At 69.9% G+C, this 20,288-nt stretch carries 18 protein-coding genes; 8 read left to right on the top strand and 10 right to left on the bottom strand.

The window, feature by feature from the left end; translation table 11 throughout:
• Window positions 1-173: 173 nt before the first annotated feature.
• Together D0D37_RS37655 and D0D37_RS37650 are read left to right on the top strand one after the other, a co-directional pair.
• Window positions 174-785 (top strand): PadR family transcriptional regulator, encoded by a 612-nt coding sequence (locus D0D37_RS37655; protein WP_116205362.1) that lies wholly within the window; start codon window positions 174-176, stop codon window positions 783-785.
• A gap of 158 nt (window positions 786-943) precedes the next feature.
• On the top strand, window positions 944-1,624 hold the full coding sequence (locus tag D0D37_RS37650) for a class I SAM-dependent methyltransferase (protein WP_116205355.1): 681 nt from the start codon (window positions 944-946) through the stop codon (window positions 1,622-1,624).
• Between the two features lie 53 nt (window positions 1,625-1,677).
• On the opposite strand, the gene D0D37_RS37645 is transcribed toward D0D37_RS37650, so the two are convergent.
• Window positions 1,678-2,436, bottom strand: coding sequence for an SDR family NAD(P)-dependent oxidoreductase (locus D0D37_RS37645; RefSeq protein WP_116205354.1), 759 nt, complete (start codon window positions 2,434-2,436; stop codon window positions 1,678-1,680).
• A gap of 172 nt (window positions 2,437-2,608) precedes the next feature.
• Here D0D37_RS37645 and D0D37_RS37640 point away from each other — a divergent pair, with 172 nt between their 5' ends.
• Window positions 2,609-3,916, top strand: coding sequence for a UDP-glucose dehydrogenase family protein (locus D0D37_RS37640; RefSeq protein ID WP_116205353.1), 1,308 nt, complete (start codon window positions 2,609-2,611; stop codon window positions 3,914-3,916).
• A 136-nt stretch (window positions 3,917-4,052) separates the two neighbouring features.
• Complete coding sequence (locus D0D37_RS37635; protein WP_116205352.1) at window positions 4,053-4,433, top strand: VOC family protein; 381 nt, start codon at window positions 4,053-4,055, stop codon at window positions 4,431-4,433.
• Window positions 4,434-4,460: 27 nt separating this feature from the next.
• Here D0D37_RS37635 and D0D37_RS37630 read toward each other — a convergent pair whose 3' ends face one another.
• From D0D37_RS37630 to D0D37_RS37615, 4 genes are read right to left on the bottom strand one after another with little or no spacing between them, the layout of a single operon-like run.
• Window positions 4,461-4,844: a hypothetical protein gene (locus D0D37_RS37630; protein WP_116205351.1), complete on the bottom strand. Its 384-nt coding sequence runs from the start codon at window positions 4,842-4,844 to the stop codon at window positions 4,461-4,463.
• A 52-nt stretch (window positions 4,845-4,896) separates the two neighbouring features.
• Window positions 4,897-5,784 carry a VOC family protein gene (locus D0D37_RS37625; protein ID WP_116205350.1) on the bottom strand — a complete coding sequence of 296 codons (888 nt, stop codon included), beginning with the start codon at window positions 5,782-5,784 and terminating at the stop codon, window positions 4,897-4,899.
• Window positions 5,777-6,301, bottom strand: coding sequence for an RNA polymerase sigma factor (locus tag D0D37_RS37620; RefSeq protein WP_116205349.1), 525 nt, complete (start codon window positions 6,299-6,301; stop codon window positions 5,777-5,779). Before D0D37_RS37620 ends, D0D37_RS37625 begins: the two co-directional genes overlap by 8 nt.
• A 46-nt stretch (window positions 6,302-6,347) precedes the next feature.
• Window positions 6,348-7,790 (bottom strand): MFS transporter, encoded by a 1,443-nt coding sequence (locus D0D37_RS37615; protein WP_116205348.1) that lies wholly within the window; start codon window positions 7,788-7,790, stop codon window positions 6,348-6,350.
• A gap of 103 nt (window positions 7,791-7,893) precedes the next feature.
• Between D0D37_RS37615 and D0D37_RS37610 the strand changes: the two genes are divergently transcribed.
• A complete protein-coding gene (locus tag D0D37_RS37610) occupies window positions 7,894-8,739 on the top strand; it encodes a helix-turn-helix transcriptional regulator (protein WP_116205347.1) in 846 nt (281 codons plus the stop codon).
• Here D0D37_RS37610 and D0D37_RS37605 read toward each other — a convergent pair.
• Window positions 8,676-9,308, bottom strand: a complete 633-nt coding sequence (locus D0D37_RS37605; protein WP_116205346.1) for a dihydrofolate reductase family protein — start codon at window positions 9,306-9,308, stop codon at window positions 8,676-8,678. The genes D0D37_RS37610 and D0D37_RS37605 overlap by 64 nt on opposite strands.
• A gap of 134 nt (window positions 9,309-9,442) precedes the next feature.
• On the opposite strand from D0D37_RS37605, the gene D0D37_RS37600 reads away from it, so the two are divergent.
• On the top strand, window positions 9,443-10,561 hold the full coding sequence (locus D0D37_RS37600; protein WP_116205345.1) for a sensor histidine kinase: 1,119 nt from the start codon (window positions 9,443-9,445) through the stop codon (window positions 10,559-10,561).
• Window positions 10,558-11,226: a response regulator gene (locus D0D37_RS37595; protein ID WP_116205344.1), complete on the top strand. Its 669-nt coding sequence runs from the start codon at window positions 10,558-10,560 to the stop codon at window positions 11,224-11,226. Before D0D37_RS37600 ends, D0D37_RS37595 begins: the two co-directional genes overlap by 4 nt.
• 134 nt (window positions 11,227-11,360) lie before the next feature.
• On the opposite strand, the gene D0D37_RS37590 is transcribed toward D0D37_RS37595, so the two are convergent.
• Window positions 11,361-12,935, bottom strand: a complete 1,575-nt coding sequence (locus D0D37_RS37590) for an acyltransferase family protein (RefSeq protein ID WP_116205343.1) — start codon at window positions 12,933-12,935, stop codon at window positions 11,361-11,363.
• A gap of 193 nt (window positions 12,936-13,128) precedes the next feature.
• Here D0D37_RS37590 and D0D37_RS37585 point away from each other — a divergent pair, with 193 nt between their 5' ends.
• Complete coding sequence (locus tag D0D37_RS37585) at window positions 13,129-14,280, top strand: glycosyltransferase family protein (protein ID WP_116205342.1); 1,152 nt, start codon at window positions 13,129-13,131, stop codon at window positions 14,278-14,280.
• A 21-nt stretch (window positions 14,281-14,301) separates the two neighbouring features.
• Here the strand turns inward: D0D37_RS37585 and D0D37_RS37580 are convergent, their stop codons facing one another.
• From D0D37_RS37580 to D0D37_RS37570, 3 genes are all read right to left on the bottom strand, one after another.
• Window positions 14,302-17,976: an FkbM family methyltransferase gene (locus tag D0D37_RS37580; RefSeq protein ID WP_116205341.1), complete on the bottom strand. Its 3,675-nt coding sequence runs from the start codon at window positions 17,974-17,976 to the stop codon at window positions 14,302-14,304.
• A complete protein-coding gene (locus D0D37_RS37575; RefSeq protein WP_116205340.1) occupies window positions 17,969-19,150 on the bottom strand; it encodes a flagellar basal body-associated FliL family protein in 1,182 nt (393 codons plus the stop codon). The genes D0D37_RS37580 and D0D37_RS37575 overlap by 8 nt, the downstream gene beginning before the upstream one ends.
• Window positions 19,151-19,284: 134 nt before the next feature.
• The coding region (locus tag D0D37_RS37570; RefSeq protein WP_208720326.1) for a hypothetical protein at window positions 19,285-20,288 on the bottom strand (1,004 nt) is incomplete at its 5' end.

The following is a 20,288-nucleotide window of genomic DNA, read 5'->3' as shown; positions in this document are numbered from 1 at the left end:
GGGTTGTGGGGGTGTGGGTGCCTTGCCTTCTTGCGGGGGTGGTGCGGCGGATCCGCGCTTCGTGCTCGTGGCGGCGCTCTTTCGGCGTTGCTGTTCGGTGTGGTTTTGCATATACTCGTTGGCGAGTACTCGTCTACGAGGAGGTCGGAGTGAAGCGGCGGAAGGTGTCCAACATGTTGGGCCTCGCTGTGCTGGCCACCTTGTGCGAGCGGCCGATGCATCCGTATGAAATCGCTACTGTCATGCGGGGGCGCGGCAAAGAGGGCGACTTCAAGATCAAGTGGGGCTCGTTCTACACCGTGGTCGGCAATCTCGAAAAGCATGGCTACCTCGAGGCGGTCGAGAGTGTGCGGGACGGGGCTCGGCCGGAGCGGACCGTTTATCGGATCACTGAAGCTGGCCAGGTTGAGCTGGAGGATTGGGTCGCTGAACTGCTCGGGGCTCCTGATCCGGAGCCGACGCGGTTTCACACCGGGCTGTCGGTGATGCTCGCGCTCGGGCCGGACGTCGTCGACCAGCGGTTGCGGCATCGGGTTGGCGAGCTGGAGCGGATGATCGACGACCGCGTCGCGGAGCTGGCGAAGATGCGGGCCGAGATGTCTCGGCTGTTTCTCGTGGAGAGCGAGTACCAGCTGGCGATGTGGCGCGCGGAGGCCGAATGGGTCCGCGGGCTGCGTGAAGAGTTGGCCTCCGGTGCGATCGCGGGGGTCGAGGAATGGCGGCATTACCGGGAAACCGGGGAGCTGCCCGACATGACCGTCTTCGTGACGAACGAGGGCGAATAAAGAGGTCCCGGAGGAGGTGCTGGCACACCGCCGCCGGGACCGGGAACCGTCGAACTGGGAACCGCGGGTGCGGAAACCTGTCCTCAGGCTGCGTCGACAGGATACGGGTAACCCCTCGCGCGGCACTGGTTCGGTATCCACCGAACAGGGAGAAGCACATGGGGAACACCCAGGTCAAACGTCATCGCACGAAGCTGCTGCCGGAGATGGAGGGGCCGATCGCCCGGGCGTACGCGCGGGGACGGCGCACCGAACCGCAGCTCGTGCAGTACCGCGAGTCGGCCGAAATGCTGGCCGCGGACCTGGCCGAAGGCGCTGACGTGCTCGAGGTCGCGCCAGGGCCGGGTTTCTTCTCCGTCGAATTGGCCCGCACTGGCCGATGCAAGGTGACGGGGCTGGATGTCAGCCGGACTTTTGTCGAGCTGGCCAGGGAGTACGCGAAAGAACAGGGCGTCACGGTGGACTTCCGCCGCGGCGACGTCGCGGCGATGCCGTTCGTGGACGGGTCGTTCGACTTCCTGATCTGCCAGGCGGCGTTCAAGAATTTCGCCGACCCGGTGGACGCGCTCGACGAGATGCACCGGGTGCTGCGGCCCGGCGGCGTCGCGCTGGTGCAGGACTTGAGCAAGAGCACCACGGACGCGGAATTGGACGCTGAGGTCGCGCGGATGCATCTCGGTCCGGTGGCCACGTTCACCACCGTCCGCACGCTCCGCGGGCTGCGGCGGCGGGCGTACACGCCGGAGCAGTTCAAGGCGACTGTCGCGGAGAGCAAGTTCCGCACCTGCGAGGTGACCCCCGACGGGATCGGCCTCGAGGTGCGGCTGCGCAAGGAGTGACCTGACGAGTGGCTGTGCTGCCGAGGGGGCGGCACAGCCACTCGGTCAACAGGTCAGCGCGGGGCCATCCGCAGCGAGCCGTCCATGCGGACGACCTCGCCGTTGAGGTAGTCGTGGTCGATCAGCGACAGGGCGAGCTGCGCGTACTCGTCCGGACGCGCCAGCCGCTTCGGGAACGGCACGCCGGCGGCGAGGCCCGCGCGGAACTCATCGCTGACGGTGGCGAGCATCGGGGTGTCGACGATGCCGGGGGCGATCGTCAGCACGCGGATGCCGTGCGAGGCGAGGTCGCGCGCGGCGGGCAGGGTCAGGCCGACCACGCCGCCCTTGGACGACGCGTACGCCACCTGTCCGATCTGGCCGTCGAACGCGGCGACGGACGCGGTGTTGATGATGACGCCGCGTGCGTCGTCGGCCAGCGGCTCGGTCTTCGCGATCGCCTCGGAGGCGACGGTGAGCACGTTGAAGGTGCCGATCAGGTTGATCTGGATGACCTTCGCGTACAGCGCCAGATCGTGCCTGCCCTTCTTGGACAGGATGCGCGCGGACGGCCCGATGCCCGCGCAGTTGACCACCGTGCGCAGCGGTACGCCGGAGCCGGCCGCGGTGTCGACGGCGGCCTGCACCTGGTCCGGGTCGGTCACGTCGGCCTCGACGTAGGTGACGCCGTCGACCTGCTCGGCCTTCTCGATCGAGGCCGCGAGGTCGAGGGCGAACACCCGCGCGCCTTTCGCGGCCAGTGCCTTGGCGGTCGCGCCGCCGAGACCGGACGCGCCACCCGTGACGAGCGCTGCGGTGTCGGTGATCTGCATCTTCAGCCTTCCTCCTGCTCTCAGGTGCCGCGGTGCACCTCCGCGCCCAGGTTAACGCTCGTTCGCACTCGCGCCGGAGTGTGTCGCCTCACCCGCTGTCGTCGCGAGGAGTATTCGGTCGCGACCGCTTCCGTTAGCACTGAGGTCAACTCCGGCTGTCACCTTCAGCACCATGAGCTCAGCTCGGATCGTGGTGGTAGGGACGGGATACGTCGGATTGACCACGGGGGCTTGTCTCGCGAGCCTCGGGCACCGCGTCACCTGTGTGGACGTGGACGTGGCGAAAGTGAACCGGCTGTCGGCCGGCCGCGTGGACATCCTCGAACCAGGACTGGCCGAATTGGTCTCCCGCGGTTTGGCGAACGGACGGCTGTCGTTCGTCGTCGGCGCGCGGGAAGCCGTTCGCGGCGCGGAAGGGGTGTTCCTCTGCGTGCCGACGCCGATGGGCGCGGGCGGGTCCGCGGATTTGCGCGCGGTGGAGGCGGTGACCGCCGAGATCGGCGACGTGCTGCCGTCCGGCTGCGCGCTGATCACGAAGTCGACGGTGCCGGTCGGCACCGCGAAACGGATCCGCGCGATGGTCGGCCGCGACGACGTGCCGGTCGTGTCCAACCCGGAGTTTCTGCGCGAAGGCACTGCGGTGCAAGACTTCCTGAACCCGGACCGGATCGTCGTCGGGTCGGATTCGCACGCCGCGGCCGCGTGGGTCGGGCAGCTGTACGGCGACCTCGCCGCACCGATCGTGGTCGCCGACGCGGCCAGCGCGGAACTGGTCAAGTACGCGGCGAACTGCTTCCTCGCGCTCAAACTGTCCTATGTGAACTCGATCGCCGAACTGTGCGAACGGCTCGGCGCGGACATCGACCTGGTCACCGAAGGAATGGGTTACGACCGGCGGATCGGCCGCACGTTCCTCAAGCCCGGCCCGGGCTGGGGCGGTTCGTGTCTGCCCAAGGACACCAGCGCGCTGGTCAAGGTCGCCGAGTCGGTGGACTACGACTTCCGGATGCTGACCTCGGCGATCGACGAGAACATCGCCCAGCGCGACCGCATTGTGGCGAAGATCGCCGGTGCCTGCGGCGGAACGTTGGCCGGCGCGCGAATCGGTGTGCTGGGTTTGGCGTTCAAGGCGGGCACGAACGATCTGCGCGATTCTCCTGCGCTGGCAGTGTCTTCGGTGCTCGGTGCGCTCGGGGCGGAGATCACCGCGTACGACCCGGCGGTGTCCGGCGGTATCGCGGGAATGACCGTCGTGGACGATCCCTATCAGGTCGCCAAGGACGCGGATGTTGTTGTGGTGCTTACCGAATGGGCCGAGTTCCGCAATCTGGACTGGGTCGCGATCGCGGACGCGATGGAAGGCGACGACGTCGTCGACACCCGCAACTTGCTCGACCCCGGGATGATTCTCGACGCGGGGTTGTCCTGGCAGGGCGTCGGCCGTCCGCGCGCGGCCCGGCGGCGAGTGGCGGTTTCCTGATTGGTGATTCGCTTCCGCTGCGCTATGCTCTTCGGCGGCATCGCGTGTCGGTCACCGGCTGGGTGAGACATGGAGGTGCTGGGATGCCTTCTGGAGGCATTGCTTCGTGTCCGTTTCTCTTGAACTGAATCACGTTATGATCCCGTCCCGGGACAACCGGGAATCCGCCGAATTCTTCGCGAACCTGCTCGGCTTCGAGATCGGCGAGGAATGGGGCCCGTTCATCCCCGTCGAAACCAGCAACGGCGTGCGGCTCGACTTCGCCACGATCCCGGACGAGGACCGCAAGCTGCAGCACTACTGCTTCCTCATTCCGGAAGACGACTTCGACGCGTTTTTCGCGCGGCTGAAGGAAACCGGGGTCGACTACCACGCCGGACCAGGCGGTCAGGGCCCAGGCGAGATCAACCACAACCACGGCGGCCGCGGCGTGTATTTCCTTGACCCGGGCGGAAACGGGATCGAGGTCCTCACGCAGCCGTACGAGCCGGAGCGGAAGCGGCCTGCCAGCTGGTAAGTCCTTTGTAGACGGACGGTGGGCGGGTCACAGCGGAAGCGAGGCCCACCCGCCGCCCGTCGCCAGCAGGGTACGGACGCCTTCCGCGTGATCGGCGAAAGCGGCCAGATCGGCGTGCAGCAGCGCGGCCCGTTCGGAATCGAGCGGGTCCGCGTCGTCGCGCCAGAGTTCGAGCGTCCAGTTGGCGGCCAGGATCATCGAACGCACCAGCCCGGCGACCGCGGAGTCCGGCTGGTCGTGCGCGGCGAGGATCTCGTCGCAGGCGGTGAAGCAGCGTTCGAGGCCGCGGACGGCTTCGGCGGGCGTGCCGTCCCAGTCCGGTCCCGGCCAGGCGCATGAACCCAGCGCGAGCCACAGCTGCCAACCGGCGGTCAGTTCGGCTTCGTCGCGGGGCGTCCAGTGCGCGGCCATCTCTCGAGTGTGCGCCCCGGCGGCCGGTTTGCCGCCCGGGTTTTGGCCGAGGTCACGTGCGTGGCTGTTCCCACAACCAGAACTCGATCCCCTGGTCGTCGGCACAATCCGCCGTTCGGCCGTACGGCGGGTTCTCCACCTCGCCCGCCCGGCCGCCTTGCGCGCGCACCCGGTCGAGCGCGGCTTCGAGGTCGTCGACGGCGAACATCAGCTTCCACCCGGTCTGCAATTCCGCTCCGCCCCACAGCCCGCCGGGCAGGCCGTGGCCCTCGATGCGCCACGCGGTCGGCAGGCTGCCCTGGTTGAACTGCCAGCCGAGCACCGCGCCGTAGAACGCCTTGGCCCGGACCTCGTCGGGCACCTGGAAGGTGAAGTACCCGGCCTCGCCGTGCCGATATGTGCGCTCCCCGGGCGTTTTCGCTTGTGGCGCGGCCTTTCCGACCAGCCAGCGCTGGCCGTACGGGTCGCGGATCACGCCGTTCAGCCCGTAGCCGCGGTCCTCGACCGGACGCAGCAGTTCCGCGCCCAGTTCCACCGCCCGCCGCGCCGCGCCGATCGGGTCGGGCACCTCGACGCGCACCAGCGCGCCGCCCTCCGGAGCGACGACATTGCCCAGCTCGGGGAATTCCTCGGCCAGCATCAGCACACTGCCGCCGATGTCCAGTTCGGCGTGCCCGACCCGGCCGTCGTCCATCACGATCGGCTCGGACCGGCGTCGGGCTCCGAAGACCTCGACGTAGAAGTCGAGCGCGGCCCGGGCGTCGGTCACGACCAGGTACGGCGTCAGCGCGCCCGCTTGGGCGTGCGTGGTTTCGGTGGTGGTCATCTCCGCTCCGTTCAGGATCAGGCGGCGGAGGTCGTCCCGCAGCTGCTCGGCGAAGGCCGGATCGGGGTCCGCCGGAGTCGAAGGCAGCGCAAGCGCGTCGAACGGTTCAGGCATCGCGTCCCTCCTTCTCCTGGTAGCTGCGGCGGAACGCGGTCTTGGCCCGCGTCAGCAACGCCTCCGTCGCGTGGATGGTCCGGCCGAGATGCGCGGCGACGTCGCGCACCGGAAGGCCGTCGACGTAGCGCAAGGTGAGCACCGCCCGATGCGAGACCGACAGCGCTTCGAGCACCTGCCGTGCGCGCAGGGCGTCGAGCTGTTCGTCCCAGGGATCCTCGACGTCGCATCCGGCGTCGTGCACGAGCCGCAGCCCGCGCTGTTCCCGTTCGGCCCGCCGCCAATGGTCGGCCAGTTTGTGCCGGGCCACCCCGATCAACCAGGCCGTGCTCACCGGCGGCGCGTGCTCCTTGCGGCAAGCGGCGACCGCGCCGAGGAACGTCTCCGACGTCAGTTCCTCCGCCAGCACGCGGTCGCCGCACCTCGCGAGCAGGTAGCCATAGACCTCCGGCAGGGCCGTCTCGTAGAGGCCGAGCAGCGCGAAGGCCGGGTCTGGCTGCACCCGAGGTTCCGTCACATTCCCATCGTCGTCCGGGAGCGGGGTTTTCCGTCGGACGAGTTTCTCAGCGTGGGTCGGGCAGCTTCCGCGCCAGCCCGGTCACCAGCAGCGCGAGCGCCGCCAAAATCCCGATGACCAGCACGAACGCGCCCTGGTAGCCCATCGCGCCGGGCACGCTCAGGCTGGCGAACAGGCTGCCGAGCACCGCGACGCCCAGCGCCAGCGACGTCTGCTGGGTAGTGGTCAGCACGCCGCCGCCGACCCCCGCCAGGTCGGCGGGCACTCGGGACAGCACCACCCGGAACAGCGTGCTCATCGCGAGCCCGTTGCCGACGCCGATCAGCACCATCGCCGGGGCGAGCTGCCAGATCGACAGGTCGGGCCAGTCCGCCAGCGCGGTCCCGGCGAGCACGACCAGGCCGACCGCGAGGATCAGCCCGCCGATCGGCACGATCTTGCGGCCGAACCGGGCGACCAGGTGGCTGCTGACCAGCGACGTCGTGAAGTACGCGACGGCCATCGGAGTCAAGGCCAGCCCCGCGCCGAGCGGGCCGAGGTGCAGGCCGTTCTGCAGGGTCACCGCGTAGACGAACATGAACGAACCGAAGGTGCAGAAGAACGGCACCGCGACGGTCAGCCCGTGCCGCACGCTCGCGGTGCGCAGGAGCGCTGGCGGCAACAGCGGCGTTCCGCCCGCGGCCTCAAGCTTCCGCTCCACGCGGGCGAAACCGAACGCGGCAAACGGGAAGATCACCAGCAGCGCGATGCTCCACCACGGCCAGCCCAGCGCGCGGCCTTCCATGATCGGGATCAGCAGCGACAGCAGCGAAACGGCCAGCAGCGCGGTGCCCCAGCGGTCGACGCCGAGCGGGTTGCTCGCCCGGCTGTCCGGCACCGTACGGCGCGCGAGCAGCAGCCCGATGATCCCGATCGGCACGTTGACCAGGAAGATCGGCCGCCAGCTCAGGTCCCACACATTCGCGGCCACCAGCGCGCCGCCGAGCAGCTGCCCGACCACGGTGGCGATGCCGCCGGTCGCGCCGTAGAGGCCGATGGCGCGGGAGCGGCGTTCGCCGGACGTGCCGGCCTGGATGATCGACAGCGCCTGCGGCAGCAGCAGTGCCGAAGCCGCGCCTTGCGCGACGCGGGCGATGACCAGCGTGCTCGCGTCCGGGGCGACGCCGCAGGCCAGCGAGGTGAGAGTGAACAGCGTGAGGCCGAGCAGGAAAAGCCTGCGGCGGCCGAACGTGTCGCCAAGTCGACCGCCGAGCACGAGCAGCACCGCGTATGCGATGCCGTAGCCCGCGACGACCAGTTCGAGCGTCGCGGTGGACGCGTGCAGGTCGGCATCGATCGTGGGGAGGGCGACGTTGACGATGAAGAAGTCGATGATCGGCAGCGCTGCCCCCAGCAGCACGGTGATCAAGCCGGCGGACGTGAGTCCTGTCCTTTCCGGCGTCCCGACAGCAGCGGTGGCCGTCGCCGGGGCAGGGGTGGTAGTCGTCATGAGTACTACGTTCCGCCGCCGGAGACCCTGGTACCAGGTGTGCTTTTATCCTGGTACTGCGACTACCTGGTAACAGGGTCGGGGTTGTGCTTACCTGGTAGTCGTGACCACTGGCATCGAAGACCGCCTTCGCCGGACCGAGCTGGGGGAGTTCCTCCGCAACCGGCGCGGCAGGATCACGCCCGAGCAGGTCGGCCTGCCGCTCGGCGGCCGCCGGCGCACGCCGGGGCTGCGCCGCGAGGAAGTCGCGCAGCTCGCCGGGGTGGGGGTCACCTGGTACACGTGGCTCGAACAAGGCCGCGACATCAACGCGTCCGAGCAGGTGCTCAGCGCGATCTCCCGCACGCTCCGGCTCGACCCGCACGAACACGTGCACCTGTTCACCCTCGCCGGCGCGCCGGAGCCGGTGACCGAGAAGAAGCACTGCTCCGCGATCACCCCGTCGATGCGGGACATGATGGTCCAGCTGGAGCCGTTCCCGGTCGCGGTCCGCAACGCGCGCTTCGACGTGCTCGGCCACAACGCGGGCTACGACTGGCTGATGGGCGGCGTCGACGCGATCCCGTACGAGGAACGCAACACGCTCGTGCAGTGCCTGCTCAATCCACAATGGAAAGAGCGGATGGTCGACTGGGAGCAGAACGTGCCGCGGATGGTCTCGTCCTTCCGTGCCGCGATGGCCGAGCACATGGGCGAGCCCGGCTGGAAGTCGCTGGTCAAGCGGCTCCGGGCGGAGTCGCCGTGCTTCGAGGAGCTGTGGAGCCAGCACGACGTGAACACCGAGCAGGCCAAGAGCAAGCGATACCTGCACCCGGAGGCGGGCCTGCTGACGTTCGACTTCACCTACCTCTACGCCGGTCGCCGCTCGGAGATCCGGATGTCGGTCTACACCCCGGCGAACGACGAGACGCATGCGAAGCTGCGGGAGTTCGTGCCGACCACGCGGTAGTGCAGGTGGGTCACGCCTTCGCCGGGGGTGATGTCCGGCTCGCCGAGGCGCACCGGTCCTAGGCCGAACTCGCCGAAGAACGGCACCCCGCCGCCGAGCAGCACCGGCACCAGATCGATTCGCAAGGCGTCGAGCAGTCCGGCGTTCAAGCACTGCCGCGCCATCTCGCCCGCGTTCACACCGACGTCGCGGCCGTCGGCCAGTTCCTTCGCCCGCGCCACCGCGACCTCGATGCCTTCGGTGACGAAGGTGAACGGCGAGTCCTCCCATCCGGCAGGCGGCTGATGCGTCACCACGACCACCGGCCCGCCGAACGGATGCAGGCCGCCCCAGCCCGAGGTCAGGTCGAACAGCCGCCTGCCGACGAGCAGCGCTCCGGTCGATTCCAGCTGCGCGCGCACGACCTTCGCGCTGGCCGGGGACATGCGCAGCGAGCGTCCCGGCTGCGCGGTCGGCACCTCCTCGGTGCCGCTGCCCGTCCAGCCGAAAAGCAGGTCGAACCCGGATTCGCCCGGTCCCGCCACGAAACCGTCCAGCGACATGCTCGCTCCGGCCACTACTTCGCTCATCACCGTCTCCTTTTTCTCCGTTTGACCAGTGAACGGAGCCGGACGAGCGTTCTCGACATACCGCGCCACGCGTAGCCGGATCCCGCGCTCCACGACGGACGCGCCCGGCGGGCTTCCCCGGTAGTTTTCGCATCATGTTCTGGTGGCGGGCGCAGAACCCGTGGTTCGGGCGGGTGTTCCGGACCGTCGTGGTGCTCGCGTTCGTGCTCGGCGGCTCCAGCGCGTCCGTCCGCTGGCAGCACGCGCCGCATCCGCTGAGCCCGCTCGGTGCCGCGTGGCTGGCCGCGACCGTGCTGACTCTGCTGCTCGTCCACCGGTACCCGCTGGCGCTGTTCGTGCTCACCGCGGCTTCGGCGTACGCGTACTACCTGTCGCCCGAGCCCGGCGGGCCAGTGATCATCGTTCCCACCATCGCGCTCTTCGTGCTCACGCGACGGAAGGGTCCGGTGGTCGCCGGAAGCACTGGCGCAACGGTCCTCGCGGCGGCGTACGTCGTCCACATCATCGCCGCGCAAACGTTTGCGGTCAGTGCTTGGGCGCTGTTCTCCGTGGTCTGGATGGCGGCCGTGATCGGCATCGCGACCGCGGTCCGGTTCCAGTTCGCGGCTGTCGCTGCCCGCCGCGAGCAGGTCGACGAGCACCGCCACCGGATGGCCGAGCAGGAGCGGCTTCGGATCGCCCGCGAGGTGCACGACGTCGTCGCACACAGCCTCGCGATGATCAACGTCCAGGCGGGCGTCGCGGCGCACGTCGCGGATCGGCGGCCGGAAGAGGCGAAGGAAGCGCTGCTCCACATCAAGGCGGCCAGCGCGTCCGCGCTCAACGACCTCCGCGCGACGCTCGCCGTGCTGCGTTCCGGCGAGAACCGCGCGCCCGCGCCGAGCCTCGCGCAGGTCGACGAACTGCTCGACCACGCGCGCACTGCCGGGTTGGAAGTCGAGCTGCACGGTGAAGCCGGCGAGCTGCCCGCTCCGGTGGACGGTGCGGCGTACCGGATCCTGCAGGAGTCGCTCACCAACGTCGTCCGGCATGCGGACGGGGCACAGCGCGTCGAGGTCCGCTTCGAGCGGAAGCCGGGCACGCTGGTCCTGATCGTGCGCGACGACGGCCGCGGCACCGTCCAGCCGACGCCTGGGCACGGGCTGCGCGGCATGCGGGAACGCGCGACGGCGCTCGGCGGCAGCGTCGAGGCGAGCGTCACCGGGCAGGGTTTCCAGGTGCGGGCGGAACTGCCCGTGGAGGGGGAGAAATGACCATCCGCGTCGTACTGGCCGACGACCAGGCCCTGGTCCGCGCCGGATTTCGGCTGCTGCTGGACACCGAGGACGGCTTCGAGGTGGCTGGCGAGGCAAGCGACGGCGAGCAGGCCGTCGCGCGGGCGGTCGAGCACCGGCCGGACATCGTCGTGATGGACATCCGGATGCCGGGCACCGACGGTCTCGAAGCGACCCGCCGAATCACCTCGCACCCCGATCTCGCCGGGGTGAAAGTGCTGGTCCTGACCACTTTCGATGTCGACGAGTATGTCTACGAGGCACTGCGCGCGGGGGCCAGCGGCTTCCTGCTGAAGGACACCGAACCGGTCGAACTCCTGCACGCGCTGCGCGTCGTCGCGGCGGGGGAGGCCTTGCTCGCCCCGACCGTCACGCGCCGGTTGATCGCCGAGATCGTCGGACGGCCGGAGCACCGGCGGATCGACACCTCGGCCGTGCAGGAGGTGACTGAACGCGAACGCGAGGTGCTGGCGCTGGTCGCGGGCGGGCTGTCGAACGACGAAATCGCCGCCCACCTGGTGATCTCCACGGCGACGGCGCGGACGCACGTCAGCCGCATCATGACCAAGATCGGCGCTCGGGACCGGGCGCAGCTGGTGGTGCTGGCCTACGAATCCGGCCTCGTCACCCCCCGCCGCTCGTGAGTGGCAATGCCGGTTCTAACCGGGATTGCCACTCACGAGGTCTCGCACGCGTGAGCTAAGCCGGGAGTGTGAGTTACGCCGTGTCGGTGAACGTCCTCCCACCCTCGCACGCCCTACAGGCAGAGCATCACCTCTCAGCGAGGGGTGTGGCGGAAGGAGTCGCGGTGGCGTGGGAGATCGTCTTGGTCGCCGCGCTGGCCCTGGTTTTCCTGGTCCGGCTGGTAGCGCAACTCCGGCGGAGCTGACGGCCGCCGGCGCGGCGGCATCGCGCGGCGCACCGGCGGTTCGGCGGTGCGGTCGACGCCCGATTCGGAGACCGGACGCTGGCGGTGCGCACCGCCATTCGCGCGAGGAGCCATCGTGCGCGGCTGGTCGACGCGCGGAGCGGCGGTCGGCGGAGCGCCATTCCTCGGCATCCGCCCGTTCTGCGCCGGAAGCGGCCTAGGCGCCGGACGACGCGGCGGCACCGGTTCGGCGGGAATCCTCGGGATCTCGAGGGTCACTTCGGTGTCGTCGACGAACTGAGTCTTTTCCCCCGGCGTCTCGACCGGCGGCTCAACGGGAGGATCGGGCGTTTCCGGCGCGGGCGGACGCGGCTTCGGCCGGTGCGACAACCGCCGCGCCAGCGAGTGGCTCGGCCGTTCCACGAACCGGTAGCTGAACTCGACCACCCCGAACACCGCGGGAATCACGATCAGCAGCGCGATCGGCAGCGGCACCGCCGGGCGCAGCAACTGCAGCAGCACGAACGTGACCAGCATGTGCAGCAGGTAGATCGAGTAGCTGCGCTCGGACAGCATGGTCCAGATCTTGCGCTGTTTCAGCCGGTCCTCGGCGAACATGCCCATCAGGAAGCAGGCGACGGCGAAGGCCAGCGCGAGGTTGTAGGAGCTGTCCACGCGGCCGACGTTGATGACGTCCGCCAGCACGTACAGCGACCACGCGCAGCCGCCGTACAGCGCGCCGGTCCACAGCGGGATCTGCTTCTTGGTCGTCGCCCAGACGACCTGGCCGATCAGCATCGCGGGCAGATACGAGACGTTCACCGCGAACAGCGACCACGACGGTCCGAACTGCGACCGGCTCATCATCACCACGAAGATGAACGTCAGCTCCACCGCGATCCCGAGCCACACCCACCGGCGAAGCAGCGGCAGCACCGCCATCAGCAGCAGGTAGAAGATGACCTCGACGATCATCGTCCAGGCCACCGGCACCAGCACGACCTGCGGGAAGATCAGGTAGTTGACCAGCGTGGTGTTGGTCAGGACGGTGAGCGGGTTGAGCGTCTGCGACTGCCCGGTCGACGGCGGGTGCAGGCTCACCAGCATCAGGAACGCGGTCAGCAGCACCACGAACAGCATCGGCGCGTACACCCGGATGAACCGGTTGAGCGCGAATCGCCCGGTACCCTGGCGCAGCGCGATCGGCGTCACGACGAAACCGCTGACCAGGAAGAAGAACGGCACCGCGATCTGCCCGATGCCCTGCTTCGACATGTGCATCGGACCGCTCGTGAGCGCCTCGATGAAGTCGACGTACGGGGCTTTGTCGTTCTTCGCGATGATCCACGGATGGGCGATATGGCTGTAGAAGACCAGCAGCGCGCCGAGGCCGCGACCGATGTCGATGAAGACGATCCGGGTCTTCTTCGGCGGCGCGGACGGCTCGGCCAAGGCAGCGGAATCCGGCTCGGCCAGCGTGCTCACCCCCGTCTTCCGCTACCGACAACCTCGTGAAGGTTACCGCCTCGTACCCCCGGCCCGGACGTACTCCCCGGAATTGCCGGTAAGCGGGGGGAAAGTCACAAAACCCGTTCTGGCCTCGGATTATGCGGTCGCCAGGTACGATCAGGCAGGAATTCGTCCGGTTTGTGCGAGCTAGTTCAGGAGTTCGGGGAGCGTGCAGCAGCCCAGTCTCGACGCGACCGTCGAGCGTTCGCCGACCCTGCGCACCGCGTTCCGCCAAGCCGCCCCGGCGATCAGCCTCTACCTGCTGTTCCAGCTCGTCGCGTTCGGCGTGCTCTGGATGATGAGCTGGAAGGCCGACGTGTCGCCGGGCCGGTTCATCGACAACTTCGACGCGAACTGGTTCCTCTCGGTCACTCAGCACGGCTACGACCAGCCGATCGCGCTCGGCATCGACGGATTGCCGGTCGAGAACAGCCTGGTGTTCTTCCCGCTCTACCCGGCGACGGTGGGGTTGCTGACGCTGGTCGGGATCCCGCCGCTCGTGGCCGGGATGACGATCTCGCTGTTGGCCGGATGCGCGGCCGCGTGGGGCCTGTTCGTGCTCGGCCGCGACCTGGCCGGACCGCGCGTGGGTCTGCTGGTCGCCGTGCTGTGGTCGATCGGGCCGGGTTCGACGGCGCTGCATCTGGTGTACTCGGAAGCGCTGCTGATGGCGCTCGTGGCCTGGACCCTGGTCCTGCTCGCGCGGCGCGAATGGCTGGTCGCGGGCGGGTTCGCGGTGCTGGCCGGGCTGACCCGGGCCAGTTCCGGCGCGTTGATCGCCGCGGTTGGCATCGCCGCCCTCATCGCGGTTTTCCAGCGTCGCGACGGCTGGCGGCCGTGGGTCGGCGGGCTGATCGCGCCGCTCGGCCTGCTGGGCTACCTCGGGTACGTCTGGATCCGGACCGGCCGCCCGGACGGCTGGTTCTGGCTGCAGAACGCCTGGCGGATGCACTTCGACTTCGGCGTTTTCACCTGGACCCAGGTCCGCGACGGCCTCACCTCGGACGAGGCGAGCTGGATCACCGTGACCGCGCTCGTCGTGCTCGCCGCGGTGGTGCTGCAGTTCTGGACGTGGGCGACGCGGCTGCCGTTGCCGTGGCAGATCTACGGCACGCTCACCGTGGTGATCGCGCTGTGCTCGTCGAACTTCTTCCAGTCCCGCGCGCGCTTCCTGGTGCCCGCGTTCGTGCTGACCGTGCCGGTCGCGCTTCTGCTGGCGAAGCTGCCGAACCGGGTACTGGCCGTGCTGCTGCCGGTGATCACCGTCGGAAGTGCTTGGTACGGCGCGTTTTTGCTGACCATCGCGCACGTGGCGCCCTGAGCCGCCACGTGCGCGATCAGCTCAGGGCGCGAGCCAGAGCGTGACGAACTGCTTCTCGTCCGCCTTGGCCGCGGCGATGATCGCCGAGTCTTCGAGCACCTGGTCGGCGGGGCCGTCGTCGGTGACCACCTTCGGCGTGTAGCCGAGCGAGCGGTACCCGGCGAGCACGACGGCCGGGTCGTCGCCCAGCTCCGCGATCGCGCCCGGGTCGAACTCGCACACGACGTGCGGCCGGTCGCGGCGCAGCACCTCGGCCAGCCCGGCCAGGGCACGGTGGTCGCGGCCCTGCAGGTCGACCTTCACCAGGCCGATCCGCTGCTCGGTCACCTCGGGCACGGCGTCCAGCCGCACCGCCGGGACCTCGACGCCGGAACCGTCCGTGGTGACGCGGTTGTCGCCGCTGTTTCCCGGGGTCGCCTGCGCCAGGTGCACGGTGCCGGGCTCGTCCCACGCGGCCGACTCGACCACGGTGACCAGCTCGCCCGCCGCGGCGGGAAGGTTGACCTCGACGTTGCGGCGCAGGTACGCGGCGTTGACCGGGTCGGCCTCCACCGCGATCACCCTGGTCACGTCCGGCGTGGCCCGCAGCAGCCGCAGCGTGTGGTAGCCGACGTGCGCGCCGATGTCCAGGAACGCGCCTTCGGCCAGCGACGCCATCAGCTCGGCCTCGCTGTCCTCCCAGGACCGGTGGAACAGGATCCACGGGAGCATGACCTCGTCGATCGGCATCAGCAGCGCGCCGACGTCGCACTGGACGACGTCCGCCCCGCGCGGCACCGGAGCGTGCCGGAGCCGGGCCGCGTCGCGCATCGCGCTGACGTCGAGGGTCACCCGCTGGATGGCCTTCTCGTCGGCGTCGAGCCGTTCGTCGCGGCGCGCGAACATCTTATGCACAGTCCCGGCCGCGGCTTCGACTTCCGCACCGACGCCGTCGTAGCTCTCGGCCAGCTTCGCCACGTCCGCTTCGAGATTGCGCAGCGCGACGTCCGTTTCCGGAGCCTGCCGGCGCAGCTCGTTGACCGTGCCGCGCAAGCCTTCGAGCCGTTCGCCGAGGGTGCGCGTGGACAGCGCGGCCCGGCGGGATTCGTCGATGTTGCGTTCCAGGCCTTCGATCCGGTCCAGCAACCGCCGGTTGCTTTCCTCGGTGGCGGTGAGCAGCGCGCTCATCACGTGGCGCTGGTGCACGTCGTAGTGGTCGATGGCGCGCAGCACGGCTTTGCGCAGCGCGGGCGCGAGCGGCAGCCGCGACGGCGCGCCCGCTTCCGGACGCCAGCGCAACGCCTCGGTCGCCTGCTGCAGCGGGCTGAGCGGGTGCTCGGGCGGCGGGGTCGCGGTGCGCTGCCGTTCCTGCCAGATCGCGTGCGCCTGCTCCAGCTCGCGCCGCATCCACTCGGCGGCGGTCGCCATCGACCGCTCGCGCAGGACGACCTCCCGCGCGCGCTTGCCGCGGGCAGTTGCCTCGGCCGGGTCGTCGGCGATCTGCACCATCGCGGCCGCGGCGGCGTCCAGATCGGGCTCCGCCCAGACCGCGTCGGCGTGGTACGGATAGTTGCCGTCGCCGACCGGGATCAGCCGGTACGGGATCGGCCAGCCGGTGGACGCGTCGAGGAATTCGGTGGTGCTGGAGTAATCCGTGGAGAGCACCGGCATCGCGCGCGCCATCGCCTCGGCGACAGTGAGCCCGAAGCCCTCGCTGCGGTGCAGCGAAACGTAAGCGGTGCTGGTCTCGTACAGCTCGTGCAATTCGGCGACGCTGAGGTAGCGCTCGATCAGTTCGATCCGGTCGTCGCCGCGGACCACCGCGCGCAGCCGTTCGGCGGCCTGCGGGTGCAGCTTCGAGTTGATCGCCTTGACGGTGAGCCGGACGTCCTCGCGGCCAGGGAACGCCTTCTGGAACGCTTCGACTGTGCCCCAAGGGTTTTTGCGTTCCGCGACGCTGTTGAAGTCGAAGGCGAACAGGAACCGCACCGGCTCGCCCTTGTCGCGCGCGGGCGGTGAAGGCTCGCCCGGATCGCGCACCGGCACCGGGATCGTCTTGACCGGAATCGGCGAATGCTCGGCGAACGCACGACGGCAGAAGTCGCTGACCGTCCAGACCTCGTCGAGCATCCCGAACGCTTCGTGCTGCCACTGCGGGAAATCTTCGAGTTCCCACGCCCACAGCCCGATCCGGTAGCGGTCCGCGCCGACCTCGGGGTGGTTGGTCAGGATCGTGCGGGTCTGGTCCGCGTTCACCGCGAACACGCTGACCGGGAACCGCGGGTCGCCGACCGTCGCCGGCCGCTCGATGCCGGTGCGGTTCGAAACCGCCTTCTCCTCCAGCACCGTGGCCACCGGCACGCCGCCGGTCTCGATCGCCTCGAGCACGATCCGGCCCATCTCGCCGAGCCCCAGCTCAGCGGTCAGGTAGCCGAGCAGGTTCACGCCGAACTCGTCGTGCGGCGGACGGGTGGCGACCGGTTCGGACGGCAGCGCCCACTCCGGCAGCCCGGCCTCGGAGACACCGGACCCGGCGCACCAGTGCCGGAAAGCGTCGGCGTCGTCGCCGTAGGGATGCGGGAACGCCATCTGCAGGTCAATTCGCGACGCCCAGATCGCGTGCGTCAGCCGGTTCAGCCCGGCCGCGGCCTGGCCCTGGTCCTCCGGAGTGGCGAGCCATTCGCGCAGCGCGAGCCCGCCGTCCTCGGCGTAGGCGTGCGGCGGCGCGGCCTTCTTCTTGCGCTCGGCCTTGATCCAGCCCTCGCGGAAAACGCGCCGCGCGAGCTTCGGCACCGGCGTGCCGTCCTGGAAATCCTTGAAGCCGTACGGAATCGAGTCGAGCGACTCGGCGTACCCCGCTTCGCGCAGCTTCGTGCCGTACGAATCGCAGATGGCGCGAAGGTCGTCGTTGTGCGACAGCAGCACGCGCGGCTTGCGCGCGCAGTGGAAGCTGAGCAGCCACGGCTTCTCCGGCCGGTAACCGCTGAAGTGGAAGAACCGCAGCTTCGCGCCGCCCGCGGTGAGGGCACCGTCCTTGGCACGGCCGATCGGCCGCTCGTGAAGGTTCCAGTACGCGACGTCGAACCCGGGGTCGGTGACCACGTGGTGCCGGAACAGCGACGGCACCTGGTCGACCCAGCGCTGGTCGGTGAACAGCTGCTGCTCGGGCGCGACGATCGCGTCGTGGCGCAGCCTGCCCGCCCAGAAGTCGAGGAACGGCCCGGCGCCGCGGCCGACGCCGATGAAACCGAGGTTGAACATGCCGGTGCCCATGATCACCGCGTCGTCCGGCTCCATGCCGTCCTGCGGCAACGGGGTCAGGAAATGCGGCGCGAGCACGATGTCGTGCTCCTTGGCCAGCTCGGCGACCTCGGGGATCGGCGCGAACAGCTCGATGTCCGGGTCGAGGTAGATCGCGGCCTCGGACTCTTTCAGCAGTTCGCGCAGCAGGTACGGCTTGACCGACGTGGCGAGTTCGGTGACCGAGTACGCGGTCGCCATCCGCAGGTAGTCGTCCTCGTCGATGCCGAACGCGGCCGGGCCGACGACGGTGAGTCCGTCGCCGGCCCGGTCCGACTGTTCGCGCGGGGCGTCGATGACCGCGATGACGAAGCGGCCGCCCGGATGGTGCTCGAGGTAGGACCGGGCCAGCACGCGCGCGGCCGGCACGTAGTTGCGGGCGACGATCGTGCAGGCGGTGGTCCCGGGCTCAGGCATCGGCGGTCAGTACCGTGAGCTGCTGGTTCAGTGCGGTGGTGAAGTCGGTCTTGGTCTGCTCGGCGGCCTTGCCGGACACCTCGACGCGGACGACCACGTTCCCGTGCGAGTAGTGCCCGCGCGACTGGGCCGACTGGCCTTCCTTCGGCTCGATCACGGTGGTGTACACGCCGTTCGGCGCGGTGGTGTCCCGCTTGGCCCCGTTCGTGACCTGGACCTCCATCAGCTTCTCGGCCGCGTTCTTCGCCGCGGTCGGGCTGCTGGCCTGGGCCAGGAACAGCGTGATCAGGTTGCCGTCCTCGAGGTGGTACACGACGAACTTGACCTTGGACGCGCCCGCCGCCTGGTAGGCGCTCAGTTCCTGCGGGTTGAGGTACTTCAGCGTGTCGACCTGCGAGAACGACGTGACGTCGTCGTGCGTCTCGGCCTTGCCCGGCATGCTCGCGACGCCGAGCGGGTCCGGCGGCTTCGGCGCCGACGACGGACCGGGCTGGTGCTGCGCGCTGGTCTGCTCGGTGCCGCCGCCTCCGCTGTCGCGGCCCCACAGCCAGTACGCGCCGAACGCGATGCCGGCGAGCACGATCACCGCACCGACGATCGCGCCGATCTTCTTGCCGTTGCTCTTTTTAGGCTTGTCGCTGAAGTACTCCGGACCCTGGCGGACCCATTCGGAGTCGCCCCCGGACGGGCCGAGCGGCGGAAGGTCGCCGCCGCCCCACGGCGGGGTCTGGTCGCTGTCGGCCGCGTTCCACGGCTGCTGCGGGAAGCCCCCCGGCGGCGAGGCCGTGCCCTGCGGGAATCCGCCGGGCGGGGAGTAGTGCGCCTGCGGCTGGTGCTGCTGCGGCTGCACGACCTGGGTGCGTTCGGGACCGGGGTCCGCGGGCGGCTGCTGGGTCTGCCACGACTGCACGACCTGGGTGCGCTCGGCACCGGCGTCGGCGGGCGGCTGCTGCGGGGCCTGCGGCTGCTGCTGCGGCACGCCGCTGGGCGGGCTGACCGGGGCGATCACCTGCGTCGAGTCCGCGCTCTGGCTCGGCGGCGGCGGGGCGGGCTGGTCCTGCTGGCCGACAGCCGAGGACAGCACCTGATCACGCCGGATGCGATAGTCGTCCGCGGAGAGTCGCCCTGACGCGAGCTCCTCGTCCAGCCGCCGCAGCTCCTCCTGCCAGGACACCAGGGCCCCCCTTATCTGTCGGCATGGCGACGGTCAATGCGTCGCCGCTACCCGATTGTGTGTGACGACGTGGACATTGTGCACGGGTGCGACCCCACGTGACCTGGCGGGTCGCCTTGTGCGCCGGGGTGCGATCAGCTCGCGGGCAGCGCGGCCGCGACCTTCGCGCGGATCTCTTCCATCCGGGACCGCAGCGCCGCCGGATCCTGGCCGACCGGGCCCGACACGCCGATGCCGACCGACACGCCGCCGGAGGTGTACCAGAAGGCCAGCACGCGTCCGGCCGGGCTGCTCCCGGTGTAGAGCAGGTCGGTGGCCGCCGGGCCGAGCGGACTGCTGTCGAACCCGCCGGTGACGAGGTTCTGCCGCAGTCCCTGGACGAGCTGACCGGCCTGCGCCTTGGACGGCGTCGGGACCGCGAGGAGCGTCGTGCCGCCGTCAGCGGTGCCGTAGGCGTGGTAGACGAGCTGGTCCGCGCCCGCGGCGCGCATCAGGTTCGCGTCGGCATCGGAGACCGCCTTGGCCTGGACCGCCTTGTCCAGCGCCATGGTCGAGTTTTCCGGGTTCGGCGTGCCCTGCAGCGCGGGCAGCTTGTCCTCGAGCGAGGGCGGCTGGGTGTTCGGCGCGGACGACGCGGCGGGCGGCGGGGCGGCTGTGTCGTTCGCGTCGTTCTTGTTGCCGATGAACCAGATGCCGCCAACGACCAGCGCCAGCACCACGAGCACGGCCAGTGACAGGAACAGCCAGGTCGGCCGCGAACGGCGCGGTTTGGCGTCGTCCTCCCAGAGCCGGCGCGGCTCCGGCTGGTTGCCGTTCGCCGGGATCGCCCCGAAGACCGCGGTGGGGCGGTCGTCGGCGGGGCTCGGCGCGGTCGTCGGCCGGTCGGTGGAGAACGGGGTGCCCGGGGTGTGCGGGAAGGCGGGCTGCGTTTTCTCGGACGCCGGGGTCGCCGGGGCCGCCGCCGCGGAGTTCAGGAACGACTCGACCGCGGGGGGCTCCGGCGCGGGCATCGCCGGGTTGGTGCTGGCCCATCCGACGACGGGCTGGCCCGGCTGGTGCTGCTGGCCCGGCTGTGGCTGGCCCGGTTGCTGCGGGCCGGGGGTGTGCCACTGCACGGGAGCGACGCTCGGCCCGCAGC

Origin of the sequence: Amycolatopsis circi (assembly GCF_003385235.1) — a bacterium.
GTDB lineage: Bacteria > Actinomycetota > Actinomycetes > Mycobacteriales > Pseudonocardiaceae > Amycolatopsis > Amycolatopsis circi.
This window is presented reverse-complemented; position numbering and strand designations above follow the sequence as displayed.

Bases quoted from the DNA above. Each gene is read 5' to 3' on its own strand.
- D0D37_RS37605 (WP_116205346.1), bottom strand. From the start codon at position 9,308: ATGAGCGAAGTAGTGGCCGGAGCGAGCATGTCGCTGGACGGTTTCGTG.
- D0D37_RS37650 (WP_116205355.1), top strand. From the start codon at position 944: ATGGGGAACACCCAGGTCAAACGTCATCGCACGAAGCTGCTGCCGGAG.
- D0D37_RS37635 (WP_116205352.1), top strand. From the start codon at position 4,053: ATGATCCCGTCCCGGGACAACCGGGAATCCGCCGAATTCTTCGCGAAC.
- D0D37_RS37580 (WP_116205341.1), bottom strand. From the start codon at position 17,976: ATGCCTGAGCCCGGGACCACCGCCTGCACGATCGTCGCCCGCAACTAC.
- D0D37_RS37655 (WP_116205362.1), top strand. From the start codon at position 174: ATGTTGGGCCTCGCTGTGCTGGCCACCTTGTGCGAGCGGCCGATGCAT.
- D0D37_RS37630 (WP_116205351.1), bottom strand. From the start codon at position 4,844: ATGGCCGCGCACTGGACGCCCCGCGACGAAGCCGAACTGACCGCCGGT.
- D0D37_RS37645 (WP_116205354.1), bottom strand. From the start codon at position 2,436: ATGCAGATCACCGACACCGCAGCGCTCGTCACGGGTGGCGCGTCCGGT.
- D0D37_RS37600 (WP_116205345.1), top strand. From the start codon at position 9,443: ATGTTCTGGTGGCGGGCGCAGAACCCGTGGTTCGGGCGGGTGTTCCGG.
- D0D37_RS37615 (WP_116205348.1), bottom strand. From the start codon at position 7,790: ATGACGACTACCACCCCTGCCCCGGCGACGGCCACCGCTGCTGTCGGG.
- D0D37_RS37640 (WP_116205353.1), top strand. From the start codon at position 2,609: ATGAGCTCAGCTCGGATCGTGGTGGTAGGGACGGGATACGTCGGATTG.
- D0D37_RS37595 (WP_116205344.1), top strand. From the start codon at position 10,558: ATGACCATCCGCGTCGTACTGGCCGACGACCAGGCCCTGGTCCGCGCC.
- D0D37_RS37625 (WP_116205350.1), bottom strand. From the start codon at position 5,784: ATGCCTGAACCGTTCGACGCGCTTGCGCTGCCTTCGACTCCGGCGGAC.